The following is a 19020-nucleotide window of genomic DNA, read 5'->3' as shown; positions in this document are numbered from 1 at the left end:
CCAGCGTTGAACCCCGCGCCGGCCCGACCACCGGGCCGGCCGCACCAGGCACACCACCCATGAAAGCTCCCGCACCCGCCGTCACCCGGCTGGCGGTCGCGCTCGCCTTGTCGCTGGCCACGCCGCTGGTCGCGGCACGCGGCGTTCCCGTCGGTTTCGAGGATCTGGTCGAAGGCCAGACCGAACAACTCGACATCCGTCTGTTCGGCCGCAGCGCTGGGCTGTCGCCGGTGCGCGTCACCTTGGAACACGTGCAGCTGGAAGATCCCGAGCGCGTGCTGCAGGCGCTCGGTCTTTCACCCGACGCGCAGGCCGCACTGCTGCCAGCACTCTCGCAGCCGCTGCCGCGCAACAGCCACCTGGCCTGCCGCTTTGGCGGTGCCGAAGCCGGCTGCGGCTATCTCGATCCGCCAGAGGACCCCAACGCCGTGCGCGCGCTGTACGACGAAGGCGAGGGCGCGGTGCGTCTGTTCGTGGCCAAGCAGTGGATCACCGCCGAGCCCGCTGCCAGCCGCTTCCACCAGATCAGCAGCAACGCCGAAAACGCCTTCCTGCACCAGCAGACCATCAACCTCAGCGGCGGCCGTGGCTACCAGGCCATCACCGCCCAGGGCGCGGGCGCGCTGGGAATGTTCGAGCGCGGCCACATCGCCGTGGACTGGAACTTCAACAGCCAGCAGTACCGCGGTGGCCGGCGCCGCCACGATTTCCAGTTCGACAACGCCTACTACCGCCATGACCTGGGCCCGCAGCACTACCTGCAGGCTGGGCGCATGGATCGCCGCAACCTGTCCAGCCCGCAGGGCGGCACCTTCAGTTTCAGCATGCTGCCGATGGACCGCTTCGCCGGGCTGCGCATCGGCACCACCCAGGCCTACGTGGATACCGAAGCGGCCGTGCAGTCCACGCCGCTGACGGTGCTGCTGGCCCGCGATGCACGCGTGGACGCCTTCGATGGCGAGCGCCTGCTGCAGAGCTTCTACCTGCAGGCCGGCATCAACGATCTGGACACGCGCCGCTTCCCGTTCGGCAACTACACCATCACCCTGCGCATCTACGAAGACGGCGTGCTGGTGCGCAGCGAGGAAGCACCGTTCGACAAGGGCGGCGACTGGGCCAACAGCAGCGTGCAGTGGTTCATGCAGGGCGGCCGCCGCAACGAGCGCCGCAGCGACCGCTTCGATGGCGAGATGGCGGCCATGGCCGGCCTGCGCGTGCCCATGGGCCGCGACATGGCGCTTACCGCAGGCGTCGCCGATCTCGGCGGCTTCAGCTACGGCGAGCTGCGCGTGGACCTGCGCCATATGTTCACCACCCAGGACGTGCGCGCCAGCTTCAGCGGCATGCGCGGCAGCGATGGCAGCAGCGGCCAGCAGCACCAGCTGTCCTACCGCCGCAAAGCGTCCTGGAACGTCTACCAGCAGCGCATGCGTGGCCGCACCTGCCAGTTCGAAACCGATACCCGCGACCGCCTGGCCTGCGCCGATTCGCTCAGCGCCTCGATGTCACTGCCCATCGGCGGTGGCAACGCCTACGTCGCCTACACCCGCCGCCAGACCTGGAGCCGAGGCACCGTGCTCACCCCCGACCCCGATGACCCCATGGCCGCGCTCGACCCGCTGCTGCCGTGGGAGCCGCGCTACAGCCGCGACCCCAACCTCACCCGCACCTGGCAGGCCAGCTACAGCCGCGTGCAGCGCTGGCAGGAGTTCAGCGTCTCCACACGCGTGGGCGTATGGCAGCAGGCCACGCAGCGCAGCGCGGGCGACAGCCGCGACCGCGGCATTTTCATCAACCTCAGCCTCACCCGCCTGCAGCGCCGCGACATCGGCAGCTCGCAGCGGCGCTATGCGCTGGATGTGCGCCAGCCGCAGCACGCGCGCCCCGATGTGAACTACAGCGCCGGCCAGACCCTGCGCCAGGAAGTGGATGCGCAGTACCGCGAGGCCACCGTAGACCTGCGCGGCAACAACAATGACCGCTACAGCGCATCGCTCAGCGCCCAGACCCAGAACAAGTACGGCCACACCGGCGCCAGCGTGTCGCACTACCAGCAGCGCGGCGGCGACGAACTGAGCTACACCGCCACCCACAGCTCCGGTCTGGCGCTGGGTCGTCGTGGTTTCTACTGGGGTGGTGGCCTGGGTGCCGAGGCCGGCCTGGCGGTGCAGGTGGATGGCACCGACGATCTGGAACTGACCGGCGTGGCCGCCGAGCTGCAGGTGGGCGGCCAGCGCAAGCAGCGCCTGGCGCTGGGCGAGCGCCGGCTGATGCCGCTGTCGGCCTATCAATCGCACCGCGCCGAAGTGCAGGATGCCAGCGCACTGAACAGCGACGCCGCCATCCGCGTGACTGGCGTAGGCGGCGCACGCCCGCTATTCCTCGCGCCCGGTCGGCTGGTGCGCATGCCGGTGCCGATTGAAGTGACTTACACCTTCATCGGCAACGCGCGCGACGTGGCCGGCGTGCCGCTGGGCGGCGCCCGCATCCTCAACGCCCCCGTGCCCGGCACCGGCAGCAACGGCGGTTTCGTGGCCGATTTCCCGCGCCGCGAACGCACCCTGTACCTGCTGCAGGACGACCGCCTGCTGCAGTGCCCGCTGCAGGTGCGCGAGCGCCGCAGCGTGGTGATGCTGGTGGGCGCAGTGAACTGCGAGCCGCTTTCGGTGGCGCAGCTGCCGCCGGACATCCGCCAGCAGGCGCGTGTGACCCGGCTGCTGCAGGAACAGGCGTTGATTGCAGGCACGCAGCAGACCGCTGCGGCAGGAGGTACGCCATGAAGCGCGCAATTCGTGGGTTGATGTGGGTGATGTTGAGTACCGCGCTGGTGGTTATGGCGCCGCGGGCGTTTGCGCAGCGGCCGCCGGAGACGCATCCGGTGAGCGAGCATCGGGACATCGTGATGAGTTGGGATAGGTCGGCGTTGCCGGGGGATGTGGAGATGCTGCCACGTCGAACTATGCTTGGCTATGCCCATACAGACTTGAGCCTGCCGTACGGACGCTTGCACTTCGTTTGCAGATCAGAGTCCAGTGCTAAGAGCGGACGTTGCCCTACGGAGGGGAGGGAGCTTTCAACAGGGGGTGAGCGGGCGATTCCGCTGACATTTAGCGAGGGAAGAAGCGGCACGCACATTGATCTAAACGTTACGGCCAGTATCGAAAGAGCGATGGCAGACAGAGCGTGTCTTGGGGACTTCTGGCACGGGGTCCCGCTTGCACCTTGGTCAACCTATGGGAATGTGTGCGGTCCCGAGATCGCTGCGGGCACTGGCGCGAAGCTGCTGCTTGGGCAGGACGAGCTTAGAAAGCTGGTAGCTGGAGTGTGGACGGCACGCCTAGAGCTAACGTTACGTACTCCCATAAACCCAATCCTAGCGACCTATAGCTTCGACTTCTCTTTCACCATCACAGACCGCGACGCAGTAGCCATCTACTTCCCGCAGTTCGACGAAATCTCCCCACACGTCGGCATGAACCTCCGCTACGACCCCATCACCCAGACCGTGGGTGGCGGCACGACCGTGGATATGTGCCTGTACGACGGCCTCGGCTCGCAAGCCCCCTACCTGGGCGTCACTGTCCGCGATTCCGGCAGCCCAACACCCGGCCCCACTGGCTTCTCCGCATGGCACCGCGACAGCGGCGGCACCGGCGACAGCGAACGCCTCGATTACAACGTCACCCTCGACTACAACGGCGCGCCGCTGACCATGCGCAATGGGGTGGAAGAACAGCTTACCGGCATCGACACCGCCAAGTTGAAGCTGGTGGTGCTGCCCGGCATGAGCCAGCCCGTTTTCTGCGTGGATACACCGCTGCGGCTGGAGATGCCGCGCGTGCCCATTGCCGAGAAACAGGCGGGCTATTACCGCGGCGATCTCAAGGTCGAACTGCGCGTCCCCACCGGTGTGCCCTGATCCCCACCAGGAGTGTCCATGAAACGTCTTTCTTTCTGTCTGTTGCCGCTCTGCCTGCTGCTGGCGGTGCCAGCCCAGGCCAACCTCACCGTGCATCCCATGCGCACCTCGGTGGATGCCAAGCGGGGTACGCAGATCCGCGTCTACTCGCAGTCCACCCAGCCGCAGTACATCCAGGCCTCACTGCGGCGCATCGTCAACCCGGCCGATGTCGATGAGCGCGAGGTGGAGGTGGAGCCCGGCGACGCAGCCATCGCGGTGACGCCTGCGAAATTCGCACTGTCAGGCGCAGGCAATCGCCTGATACGTGTCATCCCGCTGCAGCCGGTGGAGCGCGAAGCGGCATACCGCGTGTACTTCGAAGGCGTCAGCGGGCCTGAAGAGGCAACCGCAGAAAAAAAGGAAGCCGCCGAGGCCAAGGTTGGTGTCAACCTGGTCTGGGGCGCGCTGGTGAACGTGCTGCCGGCCGACGGCACGGTGCTGCCACGCCTGCAGGGCGACACCCTGCGCAACGACGGCACGCTGCGCCTGGGCATTACCAGTATTTCCGATTGCATCGGCAATCGATGCACTGCGCACGACGTCTCCCGCAGCCTGTACCCCGGCAGTGCGCTGCAGCTGCCGTTTGCCGTTGAAGCCGGGCACACCGTGCAGCTGCGCTACCGGCTGACCCGCGATGGCTACCGCGAGCACGTGCAGACCCTTACACCCTGATCCCCGCACCCCGCCTTGCGCTGGGCGCGGGCGGGTTTCTTCTGTATTCCCTGTTAAGGAGACACCTGATGAACAAAATCTATCGCCGCATCTGGTCCACCGCACGGCAATGCTGGGTGGTGGCCAGCGAGCTGACTGCACCGCGCGGAAAGGCAGCCTCGAGGTGTGCAGCTGCATGCGCAGTTGCGGCGGCTTCTCTCTTGCCCAGCCTCGGTTTGGAGGATGCGCGGGCAGTCGTGTACGAAGCATGCCAAAGCCGGAGCCAGCCGGTGTTCAATTGCATTCCCTATCTCGCACAACTGGAGGGCTCTCAAGCAAACACGCTGGGTGCCAACACAACTTCCTACATGATGCTAGGCATGAGCAACCACATGCAGGGTAAGTACTCGTCGTTGTTCGGCAACTGGTCACGGTCGGTGGGTGACAACAATGCCGTGTTTGGATTTGATGCAAGGGCGAAGCGAGGTGGAAGCGCAGTGTTTGGCGCGCGTTCCGAAGCCGATGGATTCGGCGCTGTTGCGCTTGGCCACCATGCCTACGCATTCGGAGACCATTCCATTGCAATGGGGCGCTCCGCAAGAACGGTGGGCAATGACGGAGGGATATCGCGGATCGCCATTGGTGGCGATGCCTACGCAGGCACTGCCGGTTGGACCGGTGCTGTTGCGTTGGGTGGCGACGCGAGGGCCGAGTACGACGGCATTGCCTTGGGATATGGAGCCCAGGCGAAAGGCGTTGGGTCGGTCGCCCTTGGCCGAGGCGCTATTGCGACGGAAACCTACGTCGTCTCAGTTGGCAATGCCGATAGGCCGCGGCGCGTGGTCTATGTTGACGACGGCAACGTGACCATGTACAGCCTGGACGCCGTGAACGGGCGACAGCTGCTTCGGGTCCGGGAGAAGGCGGAGCAAGGTGTATCGGATGCGGCGGCCGCGCGGGCGGCTGCGGATCAGGCGCTGATCAATACAAAGCTGGTGACCCAGACCTCCCCCAGCAGCGTCATCCGCGTCGGTGGCGAGAATACCGGTAACGTACTGACGGTCAGTAACAAGAATGGCGATCTGCGTTACCTCAATGGTGTCCGAAACGGAACGCTGAGCACCACCAGCACCGATGCGGTGACCGGGCAGCAATTGTTTGCCACCAATCAAGACGTTACCTCCGCAAGCGACCGCGCAACGCGTGCACTCGCCGAAGCCTCCGCACTTGGCAACATGCTGGCGACCGGCACGGCACCCACAGATGCCAACAAGGCAGTGGCCTCTGCGGCAGGTGCCTTTGCCGGCGGTACGGGCGCCGCCGCAAGCGGCGCGTCCGCCTTGGCCATTGGCCAGGACAGCCGTGCGCGGGGGCGTCAATCGATGGCGCTGGGTCAAGGCGCAAAGGCAGAGGGATGGTCTTCGTTTGCGTTTGGCGCCGGTGCACATTCCCAGGCAGAAAGTGGCATCGCGCTAGGGTATAACGCAAGCGTCATCGGCGAGGATTCAAAGTTCTCCGTTGCGCTGGGCGAGCGGGCAAGCGCTTCGCACGCGAACGCCGTTGCGCTTGGCGCAGGTTCCGTTACCACGGCCCGCAATCAGGTATCGGTTGGGAACGACAGGGAAAAGCGAAAGATCGTCAACGTGGCCGACGGCGCGCTGACGGCCACCAGCACCGATGCGGTGACCGGGCAGCAGTTGTTTGCCACCAACCAGGCAGTCAACTCGGCCGATGAGAAGGGCGCGCGGGCTCTGGCGAAGGCCGAGGCGGCGGCCGTCGCTGCCGAGCAAGCCTGGCGCCAGGCCGCATCGCTTGGTCAGACCGTGGCCAGTGGAACAGCCGCATCTGAATCAAACCGCGCCATCGCTGACGGCGCCGGTGCATTTGCCGCCGGTGCCAGTGCAGCCGCCACGGCCGAGTCAAGTCTGGCGCTGGGCAGGGAAAGCCATGCGACGGGCAAGCAGTCCATCGCCCTGGGCCATCAAGCCAACGCGGATGCGTGGTCCTCCTTTGCAGTGGGTGCCGGAGCGCACTCGCAGGCGGAGGGTGCCGTGGCATTTGGGTACCAGGCCAAGGTAATGGGTGAGGAGTCAAAATTTGCGATCGCACTCGGTGAGCGAGCGGTTGCATCACACGCCAACGCTGTCGCCCTCGGATCAGGTTCAGCAACGAGTGCGGTAGATCAGGTATCTGTGGGAAATGCAAAGGTAAAGCGCTCGATTGTCAATGTAAAAGATGGTGAGTTGAGCGCGACCAGCAGCGAAGCAGTGACTGGCAGACAACTCAACGCCACCAATACCGAGCTGTCCTCTGTACACACCGTGGCGACGGCGGCGCAGACAGCCGCCAGCACAGCGCAGGCCACTGCAGATACTGCCTTGGGCAAGGCCAACACGCTTGATGGGCTGCTCAGCCAGGTGGCGGTCGACAGCAACCTCCGCCTGGGTGGACAGAATTCGGGCACTGTTCTGGACGTAAGCAACAAGTCGGGCGCTGGCCGCCGTCTGACTGGTCTGGCCGAAGGCGCGATCAACGCCAGCAGCACGGAGGCGGTGGCCGGCAAGCAGTTGTTCACTACCAACGAGAGGGTCAAGGCAAATGAGGGCGTGCTTGCAGGCCATACCCGCGATCTGACGGCGCAGTCTGGCCGCATTGCCGACAATCGACGCGATCTGGATGCGCTGCGCTCGGAGTTTGAGGCCTTCGATCCGGACTTGGATGGCGTGGTGAAGTTTGCTGCCGATGGGAGTGTGGACGTCGCTGGCGGCAAGTTGCGTGGGGTGGCTGCGGGCGATATCAGCTCGGCGGCGAGTACTGATGCGGTGAATGGTGGGCAGCTATTTGCCACTAATGAGCGAATTTCCTCGATGGAATACGGCGGCCGCTTCTTCAAGATCGGTACGGATGAATACAGTGAGGACGCGTATGCAGGCTGGTTTGGTGTTGCCATTGGTGAATCTGCAGAAGCATCCCGACTTGGTGAGGGAGGGGTTGCTGTGGGTGGATACGCCAGAGCATTGGCAACCAATTCTGTGGCACTGGGACGGGGCTCCACGGTCATGCAGGGTGCTACCAAGGGGTTCGCACTTGGTGCGGGCTCTCGTGTTGAGGCAGAAGGCGGCGTTGCGTTTGGAGCTGACTCCAAGGTAATGGGCGCCGCTAAAGGCAGTATCGCAATCGGCGAAGGTTCCATTGCTGATGTGGCTGGCACGGTGTCGCTTGGTGGCGAGGGATTGGTGCGCAGGATCACTAACGTCGGACGTGGCGTAGGCCTGTCAGACGCCTCTACGGTCGCTCAGCTTAGCGATGCCCTTCGGAATCTAGGGGCGGGCGCAGGCATGGATGGCAGCGGCAACATCATAACTCCCACCTACAACGTCCAAGGCGGCACTCAAAACAACGTCGGCGACGCCTTGGCCGCACTCGACAGTGCCGTGGTCACTGCAGACAGCCGCGTAGACAACCTTGAAGGCAAGCTGCGCTCCGCATTCCAGGATGGCCCGTCGGTGCGTGCCGATGGCCTGAATCAGCTGGTTCTGGCAGGCGCCAACGGCTCGGTGCTGACCAATCTGGCCGACGGCCGCATTGCCGCAGGCAGCCGTGACGCCGTTACCGGTAGCCAGCTGTTTGAGGCGAAGCAGGAGATCGCCCGCAACCGCAATGATCTGGATGACCTGCGCGGTGAGCGTGATGGGCTGCTGTCGCGCGGGCTGATGGCGGCGGAGCAGGGCAACGTGATTGACTACGGCGGCGCGCGGTTGACGGGTGTTGCTGATGGGGTGGTCTCTGCGGAGAGCCGTGATGTGGTTACCGGGCGGCAGCTCAATCAAACGAATGAGATGGTGGCGAAACTGGAGCGAGCCTCAAATTCGATTGCCATCTATAGTGACAATGAGTCAAAGGCTGCACAGGCTGGATACCTGGGGGTAGCGGTAGGTAGTGACGCAAAGTCGCATGGAGATGGTTCAACCGCAATCGGTAGCTATGCGACAGCAGAATCCACTAACAGTACTGCGATTGGCCGCGGAGCTTGGGTAGGCGCTTATGGTGCCTATGGCATTGCAATTGGTAGCAATACGAATGTGGAAGCGATGTACGGTATGGCTTTTGGGGTGGGGAGTAGAGTGATACGCGGCGCGGACCGAAGTGTTTCTCTGGGAGCCGATTCAGTCGCTCTCGAGGCGAATACCCTATCGATCGGCAACGACTACCTGCAACGCCGCATCGTAAACGTAGCCAACGGCCGCAACACCACCGATGCCGCCACCGTCGGCCAGCTCCGCGGTGCGCTCGCCACCCTCGGCGGCGATGTCGATGTCAACGGCAACATCATCAACCCCACCTTCAACGTGCAGGGCGGCCAGCAGTCCACCCTCAACGACGCCCTGTCCAGCCTGGACGCCGCCGTCGTCACCAACACCACCCGCACCGAGCACGTGGAATCCCAGCTCCGCGCGGTCTTCCAGGACAGCCCGACCGTCCGCAACGACGGCCTGAACCAGCTCACCTTCGCCGGTGCCAGCGGCATGGTGCTGTCCAACGTCGCCAACGGTGCCATCGCCGCCGGCAGCCGCGATGCGGTCAACGGTGGCCAGCTGCATTCCATGCAGCAGCAGCTCAACGGCCGCATGGACGGGCTGGAACAGCGCATCGACGGCCAGCCGCAGGCACCGCAGTCGCGTGCGCTGACCGTGGCGGCTGTGGACAGCGCCGCATCGTCCACCCCGGCGGCAACGCCGGCCGCCGACGCGCCGACCCCGCCGCCGCCGTCCAGCAGTGACAACAAGTCCGTAGCCGATGCAGGCAACGCGCCGAAGTCCTCACCGCAGCCGCAGGCCGACGCGCCCAAGCCGGAATCGCCCACGCCGCAGGTGGACACCGCCGAGCTGGAGAGGATGCTGGCCCGCGCCAACGAGTACAGCGATGGCATCTCCCGCGAGGTGGATGCGCGCCTGGACAAGATGGACAAGCGCTTCAACCGCATGGCAGCGATGAGCAGCGCGCAGAGTGCGATGGCCATGAACACCGCCGGCCTGAACACCTACAACCGCCTCGGTGCGGGCGTGGGCTACAGCGATGGCGAATCGGCCATGGCCGTGGGCTACCAGCGCGTGTTGAACGACAAGGGCTCGGCCACCTTCAGCCTCAATGGTGCCTTCACCAATAGTGGTGAACGCAGCATGGGCGTGGGTGTGGGCATCGGCTGGTAAGCCGTGCAGCCCCGGCGTGGCGCGCAGAAGGATGCCCGTTGCGCCGGGGCACTTCAAAGGGAGATGGCGATGTACAAGAAGTTCAGCCGCTTCATGACCTACCGGCGCTTCTATGTGTGGCGTGCGCGGTACAACTACGTGGTCCGCAGCATCAACGGATGGACATGGGTGTATGCGCTGCTGTTCCTGGGCCTGATCTATTCCTGCTGGATCATCTGGAAGCTGAGTGATCCGCCGGTGCCGCGCGTGCACCCGGAGGCGGCGAAGATCCAGGTGCGGATGATCCGCGAGCAGTCGATGCATCGCGTGGCCGTGGCGCATTACGGTGTCAGCCATCCCGGGCAGGACTTCACGACCGCCGACGAGGTGCGGGCGGCGACGCTGCGTGCGTTGCGGGCGCGCGAACTCTACCTGGGCGAAGAGTCCAAGCAGCTGCAGGCGGACATGCTGGCGGATATCTCCGACTACATCCGCGCGACGGGCGTGTGTGCGCCCTTCATCTGCTGGCATGTGAAGGAGAGCGTGGCGCAGCTGCGCAGGGCAGGGGAGCGCACGGCCAGACTGGATGCGGCACTGCGACCGATGCTGGACCTGCCCGACGGTGCGCTGCCGCCGCTGGAGGGAGACCTGGACCGGCTGCAGAACTCGTGGTCGGACTCATTCCACGATGTGGTCTTCCACGGCTGGATGCTGAGTGACATCCAGGTGCTGCACGAGCGGATGATGGAGGAGTACCCGCGGCGTGAGCCGATGCCGTGGCTGTCGCGGCTGATGGACAAGCCGCTGGACCCACGTTACGCGATGTGATGCACGTGCGTGCTCGGGTAGGTGTCGACCTTGGTCGAAACAGATCAAGAGCGCCAACCAAGGTTGGCCTCTACCCTGTCGTTGCCGCAGGCAACCACAGGGTGACGGCGGCGCCACCCAGTTCGCTGTCGCCGATGCACACATGGCCGCTGTGGCGCTCGGCCACGGTCTTGACCATGGCCAACCCCAGGCCGAAGCCGCCGGGAGTGTCATGCAGGCGCACATAAGGCGCAAATACATGCTCGCGGTGCGCAGGCGATATGCCGGGGCCGTCATCATCCACCTGCAGCCGCAGGCCCTGGTCCTCGCACGTGGCGCGCACGCAGACTTGGCGCTTGCCGTGGCGCATCGCGTTGGCCATCAGGTTGCGTACGGCCAGTTCCAGAGCGGCGGCGTTGGCCTCCACCGTCAAGCCAGGCTCGCAATCCATCACCAGCCTGGGGCCGTCGCGGCGGGTAGCATGGCCGGCAGCGGCCTCCAGCAGCGGTGCCACCTGCACCCGGCTGCGTTCGACCAGCGGCATCCGCCCGAATCGCATGTATTCCACACTGGCCGCAGCCAGCTCCTGCAACAGCTGCAGATCGGTCTGCAGCTCACGCAGCAGCGCGGCATGTTCGCCCTGCAGTGGCGGCTGCTGCTCCTCCATCAAGCCGGCGGTGAAGTGCAGCCGGGCCAGCGGTGTACGCAGTTCATGGGCCATGGCCTGGCCCATCAGGCGCTGGCCGTCGAGCAGGACGCGCAGCTGCTGGGACAGATCACACAGCGCCTGCCCCAGCGGCCGCAGCAGTCGCGTGCGCAGCGCGGGAATGGGATGGCTGAAGTCATTTGCGCGCAGGTCCTGCACGCTGCCATGCAGTACCCGCACGTCGTGCCAGAGGCGGTGGATCAGGAAATACAACGGCAGGGCAATGGCGGCCACCAGGGTGGACAGCAGGCTCAGCCAGTACAGCTCTTCCTCAAGCGGATGCAGCGGAGGATCCGACGGGAGATCGTAGAAGCTGCCCAGGGTGACTACGGAGGCGGTGACCCCCAAACGCTGGTGGCTGTATGCGCCATCGTCTGAGATGACGATGTGGCCCCGTCGCAGCTGGCCAGCCTCGTCCGCGGGCAGGTTTGCCGCCACCGTTTCCAGCGGCTGCAGTTGCAGCGGGTAGGCAAATACGTCCTGCAGGGTCTTCAGGACGGCCGGCCGCTTTTCGGCCGGTGCCTGCAACAGCTTCTCCGCCAGCAGCGCATGGCTTCCCTGCACCCGGAAGTGCAGCGTCGACACCGGCGTATCGTCCATGAACCGCTCCCACAGCAGCGAGCCGGCGGTCAGCAGCACCAACTGGGCAATGATGAAGGCCGTGCAGTAGCGCGCGTAGAGCGGCAGCGCGCCCCGCGGCAACCGACGCGTCATTGCCAGGCAGTCGCGTTGAACAGGTAGCCCTGGCCACGGATGGTGCGGATGCGCAGGGGCTCGGCATCGGCATCGCCCAGCTTGCGCCGCAGGCGCGAGACGCGCGCGTCCATGGAGCGGTCCATGCCATCGAAGTCGATGCCGCGCAGCCCTTTGAACAGATCATCGCGGTGCATGATGCGCCCAGCGTTGCGTGCCAGCAGCACCAGCAGATCGAACTCCGCCGTGGTCAGTGCCACGGGTTGTCCGCACAGATGCACGCTGCGGCTGCTGGAGTCGATGTGCAACTGGCCAAAGGCGAGCGCGGCCTCGTCCACGGCTACGTTGCCGGATCGGCGTAGATGGGCGCGCAGGCGTGCCAGCAGCACGGCAGGTTCCTGCGGCTTGGTGAAGTAGTCGTCGGCGCCCAGCTCCAGCCCCACCACCTGGTGGATGTCGTCGGCGCGCGCGCTGTAGATGCACAGCAGGCCGCGATAGTGGGTGCGCAGCGCGCGGCAGATGTCCAGTCCGTCCATATCGGGCAGGCCAAGATCGAGCAGGATGATATCCGGCACCTGCGCGCGGACCTGCGCCAGCGCGGCCTCGCCACAGTCGGCACGCTGCACCTGGAAGCCATGGCGCTGCAGGTAGCGGGTGGTCAGATCGGCCAGCCGATCATCGTCTTCAACGAGCAGTAGACGGTGCATGTTTTTCAGGAATGTTTGCAGACCAGCCCGGATCGTAGTTGGCAGGGGGCGGAAACGTTATTGCCAAAAGCGACATGAGCTGCCGCGGGCAGGGTGGGGTTCAGTCGGCTGCACGGTTCGGCACGCGCGGTTACACGCGCCAGTGACATGGTCACATCGCCACCACGGTTGCGCTGAGGAAGCGAAGCGGCGCTGTCGCCAATCTGGGGACTCCAACAACGTGGAGTTCCACATGAGCAAGTCGCTGTCTCCTCTGATCGTCGCCCTGGCCCTGGTTGCCTGCCCCGCTGTTGCGCTTGCCGATGCCGGTGATCGAGTCGGTGCATACGGGGTGGTGGGCCTGGGCAAGGGCAAGGTCACCGCACACGGCAAGCAGTCCGCTGCGCACAAGAAGTCCAAGGACGTAGGCAGCTCGAAGCTGGCCTACACCCTGGGCGCCGGCTATCGCATCAACGAGTACCTGGCCATCGAGTCGGATTTCAGTGGAACGGCCAAGGGTAAAAAGAAGAGCTCCAAGAAGCAGGGCACCAGCCAGCGTGCCGATGTCAGCAGCCGCGCACTCACCGTTTCGGCACTGGGCATCATCCCGGTGGGCAACAGCGTAGAGCTGTTCGGTCGCGTGGGTGCAGGCCAGATGCAGACCAAGTACGCGCCTGGTGGTGATCTGGGCAAGGTGAAGGCGCGCGGCCTGGCGATGCAGTACGGCGTGGGCGCCAACATCTACCTGACCGACAGCAGTTTCCTGCGTACCGAGTATGACGTGCTGCGATCCCGCAAGAACAGTGAAGTGGCCAAGGCAGCAGGCGGCAAGCGCCTGAACAATTCGCAGCTGACCGTTTCCTACGGGTACAACTTCTGACGCCCGGGCCGGGGCGGGCGGTGTCTCTCTCCCACCGCCCGCCCTGGCGCGTGCACTGCCACGGGCGCGTGCGAATGAATGGTATTGCAGGGGTCTGGACCCCTTACATGCGGGCGCTGTCGCCCAAGCGGCGTGCCTTGGGCATGCTGGCCACGCTGCAGGGTGCCACTGAGGAAGCCTCGTGCTGGCAGGATCCGCTGAGCACCATCGCTCTGGCGCGTGGTCGCCAGGGCCAGCCGCCGGGCAGGCCGGTGCAGGTATCGGCCTGTGGCCGTTACGTGGTCGCCGTTGACGGGCTGATGATGGCGCCTGGCGGGCAGGGACTTGCCGCAATGATCAGCGCGCAGGGTATTGCGCGGGTGCTTCCGCAGCTGCGCGGTGCCTATGCGCTGGCGGTGCTGGATGTGCAATCGCTGGAACTGTGGCTGGTGCGCGATGTGGCCGGCCAGCACCCGCTCTACTATGGCTGGCTGCAGGGCGATTTCGCCTTCGCTTCTTCATTGGGCATGCTGCGCGCCGACCCACGCTGTGAGCCCACGATAAACCGTGATGTGCTGGCCCTGTACCTGCAGCGCGGTTACGTGCCTGCGCCGCACTGCATGCTCGACGGCCTGTTCAAGCTGCGTGCCGGTGCGGTGCTGAAGGTGGATGCGCGCATGCTGGTCAATGGCCCGCGCATGCACCACCCCGGCATTGACCAGCGCATCCAGTCGCTGGCCCATACCGCTCCAGACCCCATCACGCTGCACGCTGCGCAGGATGACCGGGTGGCCGTGCAGCGCTTGGACGCACTGCTGCATCGTGCGGTGGGCGATGCGCAGGCTGCGGGCGCGCGGGCATGCTTCCTGTCCGGCGGCATCGATTCATCGCTGGTGGCAGCGGCCTTGCAGGCGCAGTGTGCATCGCCCATCGAAACGCTGTGCGTGGGCTTCCGCGACGAGGGCCATGACGAGCGTCCGTGGGCAGCGGCCGTGGGCAAGGTGCTCGGTGCTCATCATCATGAGGTGGTGCTGTGTGGTGCTTCGGCGCGTGAGCTGCTGCCGGAGGTGGCCGAGGCCTGGTGCGAGCCGTTCGCCGATGCGTCGCAGTTGCCGACCCTGCTGGCCAGCCAGTGGATGGGCCACCGCTGGGGCCGGGCCCTGGCCGGCGATGGCGGCGACGAGTTGTGGCTGGGCCACGCGGCCCACGCCAAGGCGCTGCGCAACGCACGCCTGGCCCGCTGGCTGCCTTCACCGCTGCGCCGCCTGGCCGGCAGCTGCGTGAAGCGGTACGGCGAAGCACCACGGCTGGGCGGCTGGCCGGCGCTGATGGCGAACGTGGCCAGTGCTGATATCCGCCATCATTTCCATCTGCGCACGGTGCGCTGGCGGCAGCCCTGCCAGCTGGTGAACGGCGCGCGGATGCTGCGCACTTTGTATGACGACCCGCATGGCGTGCCGCTGCATGCCGACGACGCGCTGCAGCTGCAGCAGCTGGAAGTATCGATGGAACTGGCAGAGGGCATTCTCACCAAGACCCATCGTGCGGGCCTGCATGCGGGCCTGCAGGTGCATGCGCCGCTGCTGGATGCGGAGGTGATGGCGTTGTCCTGGCAACTGCCCACGCACATGAAGTACCGCGACGGCCAGCACAAGTGGTTGCCGCGGCAGGTGCTGCGGCGCTACCTGCCGGAAGCGCTGGTGAACCGTCCCAAGCGCGGGTTCGGGCCGCCGCTGGCGACATGGCTGCGCGGTCCACTGCGGCCATGGGCCGATGCACTGCTGTCGCCCGCCGCGCTGCGTGCGCACGGCCTGTTTGATGAACAACGGATTCTGGCGATGTGGCACCAGTTCATGGCCGGCGAGCGGCGCTGGCACCCGCTGTTGTGGACCGTGCTGATGTTCCAGGCCTGGTACCAGCGGCACATGCTCGGCCCGGCCCTGCAGGGGCGGCCCGTGCTCGGGTAGGTGTCGACCTTGGTCGACATTGCTTTGGTAGGTGTCGACCTTGGTCGACACAGATCAGGAGCGCCAACCGAGGTTGGCCTCTACCAGAGCAGGTCTCAGCCGCTGACGTAGGCGGTGATCTCCGCTTCCGCCAGCAGCTGCCGCAGCTGCGCGATGGACGCCCGCCGCATCGGCTTCTCATCCACCGACGACAGAGGTGCCTGGCGCAGGGCGTCATAGGGCAGCACGGCCAGATCGAAGGTCAGTTCCTCCGCGCTGAACACCCAGACCGGGACATCCAGGCTGCGTTCGCGGTCCAGGCGCAGCCGCCGCACGCGCGATTCGGCGGGGATGCGGTGTTCGTCCAGGAAGCGGTGCACGGCCTCGGCGTCGTCGCTGTGCAGGTGCAGCTGCACGGGGCTGTTGGCGTCGGCGGTGCCATCCAGCACCGGCCCGACCAGGCGCGGGGCGAAGCCATGCAGGAACTCCAGGGCATTTACTGCCGCTTCGCGGCGCCGCTGCAGTTCGTTGCCATGCTGGGGGCCGGCGAACAGCCGCTGGTGTTCGCGCAGGGCGTCTTCGATCTCGGAATTGCGGGGCAGGGAGGCATCGTCGTGGATGCCGAGACGGCTGGCGGCCTTCAACTTGGCCTGGTGGTAATCGCGGATGCCGCCTTCGGCCATGAGGCGGGCGGCTTCGTGGGCGAGGCGGTGGCGCCGCTCGCGGGTCTGGCTGGCAGCATGCTGACGTGCCCGATGCATGCAATGACTCCTGATGCGACCTGCGGACAGGTTAGCGCAGTGATGTGACATCTGCGTGGGGGCGGGCATTGGTAGCGGCCAACCTTGGTTGGCATCTACCGGTAGCGCCGGGCCATGCCCGGCGGATGTCCAAGTGCCAACCAACGGTTGGCACCCACCTGTACCGGCACCCATGCCGGCCTTAGAAGATATCGAACGCGGCGGCGTCGGCCTGCGGGGTGTTCTGCAGGTTGAGGTCGTAGTCGGTCAGGCGGTCCATGTCTTCCACCTTCACCCACTCCACCGCGCCGTTGAGCGTGGCCTGGACCATGCCGGCCGGCGGTTCGTTCTCGGCCAGCGGCACGTCCTTCAGGGCTACGCGCATGTAGTCGATCCAGATCGGCAGGGCGGCCTTGCCACCGTATTCGCGGTAGCCCAGCGAGCGGAAGTCGTCGCGGCCCACCCAGACCGTGGTGACGTACGGGCCGCCGAAGCCGGAGAACCAGGCATCGCGGTGGTCGTTGGTCGAACCGGTCTTGCCACCCAGGTCGGCGCGGCCGAGCACCTTGGCGGCGGTACCGGTACCGCGCTGGACCACGTCGCGCATCATCGACACCAGCTGGTAGGCCGTGCGGGCGTCGATCGCGCGCGGGGCGGTGCGGGCGTCCGGGTTGACCGGTGCGGCCGGGGTTTCGGTGGCCGGCTTGGCAGCCGCGGTGGCATCGGGCTTGGGCGCGGGCGCGCCGAAGTTGAAGCCATCCACCACCTGGTTCACCGGCTGGTCGCTGGTGCCGGCGCACTCGCGGCAGGCCAGGGCCGGGTTCTCCTTGAACACCACGGTGCCGTCGCGGTCGGTCACCTGGTCGATCAGCCAGGTGTCCACGCGCGAGCCGCCGTTGGCGAACACGGCGTAGCCGCGGGCCACCGACAGCGGGGTGAGCGAGGCGGTACCCAGCGACATCGACAGGTTCGGCGGCAGTTCCGATTCGGCAAAGCCGAACTCACTGATGTACTTGCGTGCGTAGTCCACGCCCATGCCGTCGAGCAGGCGCACCGAGACCAGGTTGCGCGACTGCACCAGCGCTTCGCGCAGGCGCATCGGGCCGCGGAAGCCACCGCCATCGTTCTGCGGGGCCCAGGTCTTGCCGCGGCGGTCGCGGAACACGACCGGGGCGTCGAGCACGATCGAGGCCGGGTTGTAACCCTTGTCGAAGGCGGCCGCGTAGACGAACGGCTTGAAGCTCGAACCCGGCTGGCGACGGGCCTGGGTGGCACGGTTGAACTTGTTGCCGGAGAAGCTGAAGCCACCGACCAGCGCCTTCAGGGCACCACTGTGGGCATCCAGCGAGACCAGCGCGGACTGGCCGCGCGGGATCTGGTCCAGCAGCCACTCGCCTTCCTTGGCACCAGCGCGCACGCGCACGATGTCGCCGCGCTGTACCAGCTTGCCCGGGGTCTTGTTGGTCCACTTGGCGGCGCCGGCCGGCAACACGATCTCGCTGCGGTTGGCCAGGACCACGGTGGCGCTGCCGTCGGCGCCGGTGCTGGCGACGATGGCCGGCAGCAGTCCGGCCTGGCCGACGATGCCGCGCAGGTGCTCGGCCAGGGCGGCGGCGTCATCACCGGCGCCCAGCTGCACCTGCTTCTCCACGCCGTGCCAGCCGTGGCGGTGGTCGTACAGCAGCAGGCCGTCACGCACGGCCAGGTTGGCCGATTCCTGCAGGGTGGCATCGATGGTCGTGGTGACGTGGTAACCCTTGTTGACCACGTCGCCGCCAAAGCGGGCGATCATTTCCTGGCGCACCAGCTCGGCCACGTACGGGGCGTACACCTCCACCGGCGGCTCATGCGGGGTGGCGTGCATCGGCACGGCCTTGGCCGCATCGGCCTCGGCCTGGCTGACGAACTTCAGGTCGGCCATGCGCTGCAGCACGTAATTGTCGCGGCGCTGGCGGGCACGTTCCGGGTTGGAGATCGGGTTGCCGGAGGAGGGGAACTTGGGGATGCCGGCCAGCGAGGCCATTTCGTCCAGGTCCAGCTCGTTCAGCTTCTTGCCGTAGTAGAACTCGGCGGCGGCAGCCACACCGTAGGCGCGGTTGCCGAAGAAACTCTTGTTCAGGTACAGCTCGAAGATCTCGTCCTTGCTCAGCTCGGACTCGATCTTGCGGGCCAGCAGGATCTCGGCCAGCTTGCGGGTGTAGCTGTACTCGGAGCTGAGAAAGAACTGGCGGGCGACCTGCTGGGTGATCGTCGAACCACCCGGCACGCGCTTGTCACTGGTGGTGGCCAGCAGCCACACCGCGCGGGCGATGCCCTTGTAGTCCACGCCGCCATGCTCGTAGAAGCGCGCATCCTCGGTGGCCAGGAAAGCCCGCTTCAGGTTCTCCGGCACGTCCTTCATGGTGATGGGGGTGCGCCGGGTCTCGCCGAAGACGGCCATCAGCTTGCCGTCGGCGGCATAGACGTACATCGGCTCCTGCATCTCGACATCGCGCAGGGCCTGCACATCGGGAAGCTTGGACGATACGGCGTAGTACAGGCCGCCGATTGCGGCAGCACCGACCAGCGCCAGGACCAGGACAACAATAAAGATCCAGCGCAGCCAGCGGCGGAGACGGGTCATCGACGTCAGATTCCGATTGCGGATTTCACGGTCGCAGAGTATAGATTACGCAAGGTGACGGCTGGGGCCGGTACCGGGGAACGCAAGGGGAATCGCCAGGGGCTGCGTGTTCATCCTGTGAAGGGGTTCACAGCAGGGCGGTTGCGATTTGCTAAAAAT

General features: G+C 65.9%; 11 protein-coding genes. 7 read left to right on the top strand and 4 right to left on the bottom strand.

All coding sequences use genetic code 11. The annotated features are described in order from the left end of the window. Window positions 1–59 precede the first annotated feature (59 nt). From ACVOK1_RS00990 to ACVOK1_RS00970, 5 genes are all read left to right on the top strand, one after another. Entirely contained in the window at window positions 60–2780 is a 2721-nt protein-coding gene (locus ACVOK1_RS00990; RefSeq protein WP_481560784.1) for a TcfC E-set like domain-containing protein, read from the top strand. Further along, entirely contained in the window at window positions 2777–3919 is a 1143-nt protein-coding gene (locus ACVOK1_RS00985; protein WP_481560783.1) for a CfaE/CblD family pilus tip adhesin, read from the top strand. The genes ACVOK1_RS00990 and ACVOK1_RS00985 overlap by 4 nt, the downstream gene beginning before the upstream one ends. Before the next feature lie 18 nt (window positions 3920–3937). Beyond that, window positions 3938–4633: a pilus assembly protein gene (locus ACVOK1_RS00980; RefSeq protein ID WP_481560782.1), complete on the top strand. Its 696-nt coding sequence runs from the start codon at window positions 3938–3940 to the stop codon at window positions 4631–4633. Between the two features lie 68 nt (window positions 4634–4701). After that, window positions 4702–9822, top strand: a complete 5121-nt coding sequence (locus ACVOK1_RS00975) for an ESPR-type extended signal peptide-containing protein (protein WP_481560781.1) — start codon at window positions 4702–4704, stop codon at window positions 9820–9822. A gap of 69 nt (window positions 9823–9891) precedes the next feature. Further along, window positions 9892–10629 (top strand): hypothetical protein, encoded by a 738-nt coding sequence (locus tag ACVOK1_RS00970; protein ID WP_481560780.1) that lies wholly within the window; start codon window positions 9892–9894, stop codon window positions 10627–10629. A gap of 70 nt (window positions 10630–10699) precedes the next feature. On the opposite strand, the gene ACVOK1_RS00965 is transcribed toward ACVOK1_RS00970, so the two are convergent. Both ACVOK1_RS00965 and ACVOK1_RS00960 read right to left on the bottom strand, forming a co-directional pair. Next, window positions 10700–12028 carry an ATP-binding protein gene (locus tag ACVOK1_RS00965; RefSeq protein ID WP_481560779.1) on the bottom strand — a complete coding sequence of 443 codons (1329 nt, stop codon included), beginning with the start codon at window positions 12026–12028 and terminating at the stop codon, window positions 10700–10702. Continuing rightward, window positions 12025–12714: a response regulator gene (locus ACVOK1_RS00960; protein ID WP_481560778.1), complete on the bottom strand. Its 690-nt coding sequence runs from the start codon at window positions 12712–12714 to the stop codon at window positions 12025–12027. The genes ACVOK1_RS00965 and ACVOK1_RS00960 overlap by 4 nt, the downstream gene beginning before the upstream one ends. Before the next feature lie 232 nt (window positions 12715–12946). On the opposite strand from ACVOK1_RS00960, the gene ACVOK1_RS00955 reads away from it, so the two are divergent. Both ACVOK1_RS00955 and ACVOK1_RS00950 read left to right on the top strand, forming a co-directional pair. Next, window positions 12947–13573, top strand: coding sequence for a porin family protein (locus tag ACVOK1_RS00955; RefSeq protein ID WP_481560777.1), 627 nt, complete (start codon window positions 12947–12949; stop codon window positions 13571–13573). Between the two features lie 107 nt (window positions 13574–13680). Continuing rightward, the gene (locus ACVOK1_RS00950; RefSeq protein ID WP_481560776.1) at window positions 13681–15519 is read left to right on the top strand and encodes an asparagine synthase-related protein; all 1839 of its coding nucleotides are present in this window, start codon (window positions 13681–13683) and stop codon (window positions 15517–15519) included. Window positions 15520–15614: 95 nt separating this feature from the next. Here ACVOK1_RS00950 and ACVOK1_RS00945 read toward each other — a convergent pair whose 3' ends face one another. Together ACVOK1_RS00945 and ACVOK1_RS00940 are read right to left on the bottom strand one after the other, a co-directional pair. Continuing rightward, complete coding sequence (locus ACVOK1_RS00945) at window positions 15615–16259, bottom strand: hypothetical protein (protein WP_481560775.1); 645 nt, start codon at window positions 16257–16259, stop codon at window positions 15615–15617. 181 nt (window positions 16260–16440) lie between these two features. Continuing rightward, window positions 16441–18861 carry a penicillin-binding protein 1A gene (locus tag ACVOK1_RS00940; RefSeq protein WP_481560774.1) on the bottom strand — a complete coding sequence of 807 codons (2421 nt, stop codon included), beginning with the start codon at window positions 18859–18861 and terminating at the stop codon, window positions 16441–16443. Between the last annotated feature and the right edge of the window lie 159 nt (window positions 18862–19020).

It is taken from the genome of Stenotrophomonas sp. STEN087 (assembly GCF_056759115.1).
This window is presented reverse-complemented; position numbering and strand designations above follow the sequence as displayed.

Coding starts and splice junctions, on each gene's coding strand:
- ACVOK1_RS00990 (WP_481560784.1), top strand. CDS start 60: ATGAAAGCTCCCGCACCCGCCGTCACCCGGCTGGCGGTCGCGCTCGCC.
- ACVOK1_RS00985 (WP_481560783.1), top strand. CDS start 2,777: ATGAAGCGCGCAATTCGTGGGTTGATGTGGGTGATGTTGAGTACCGCG.
- ACVOK1_RS00980 (WP_481560782.1), top strand. CDS start 3,938: ATGAAACGTCTTTCTTTCTGTCTGTTGCCGCTCTGCCTGCTGCTGGCG.
- ACVOK1_RS00975 (WP_481560781.1), top strand. CDS start 4,702: ATGAACAAAATCTATCGCCGCATCTGGTCCACCGCACGGCAATGCTGG.
- ACVOK1_RS00970 (WP_481560780.1), top strand. CDS start 9,892: ATGTACAAGAAGTTCAGCCGCTTCATGACCTACCGGCGCTTCTATGTG.
- ACVOK1_RS00965 (WP_481560779.1), bottom strand. CDS start 12,028: ATGACGCGTCGGTTGCCGCGGGGCGCGCTGCCGCTCTACGCGCGCTAC.
- ACVOK1_RS00960 (WP_481560778.1), bottom strand. CDS start 12,714: ATGCACCGTCTACTGCTCGTTGAAGACGATGATCGGCTGGCCGATCTG.
- ACVOK1_RS00955 (WP_481560777.1), top strand. CDS start 12,947: ATGAGCAAGTCGCTGTCTCCTCTGATCGTCGCCCTGGCCCTGGTTGCC.
- ACVOK1_RS00950 (WP_481560776.1), top strand. CDS start 13,681: ATGCGGGCGCTGTCGCCCAAGCGGCGTGCCTTGGGCATGCTGGCCACG.
- ACVOK1_RS00945 (WP_481560775.1), bottom strand. CDS start 16,259: ATGCATCGGGCACGTCAGCATGCTGCCAGCCAGACCCGCGAGCGGCGC.
- ACVOK1_RS00940 (WP_481560774.1), bottom strand. CDS start 18,861: ATGACCCGTCTCCGCCGCTGGCTGCGCTGGATCTTTATTGTTGTCCTG.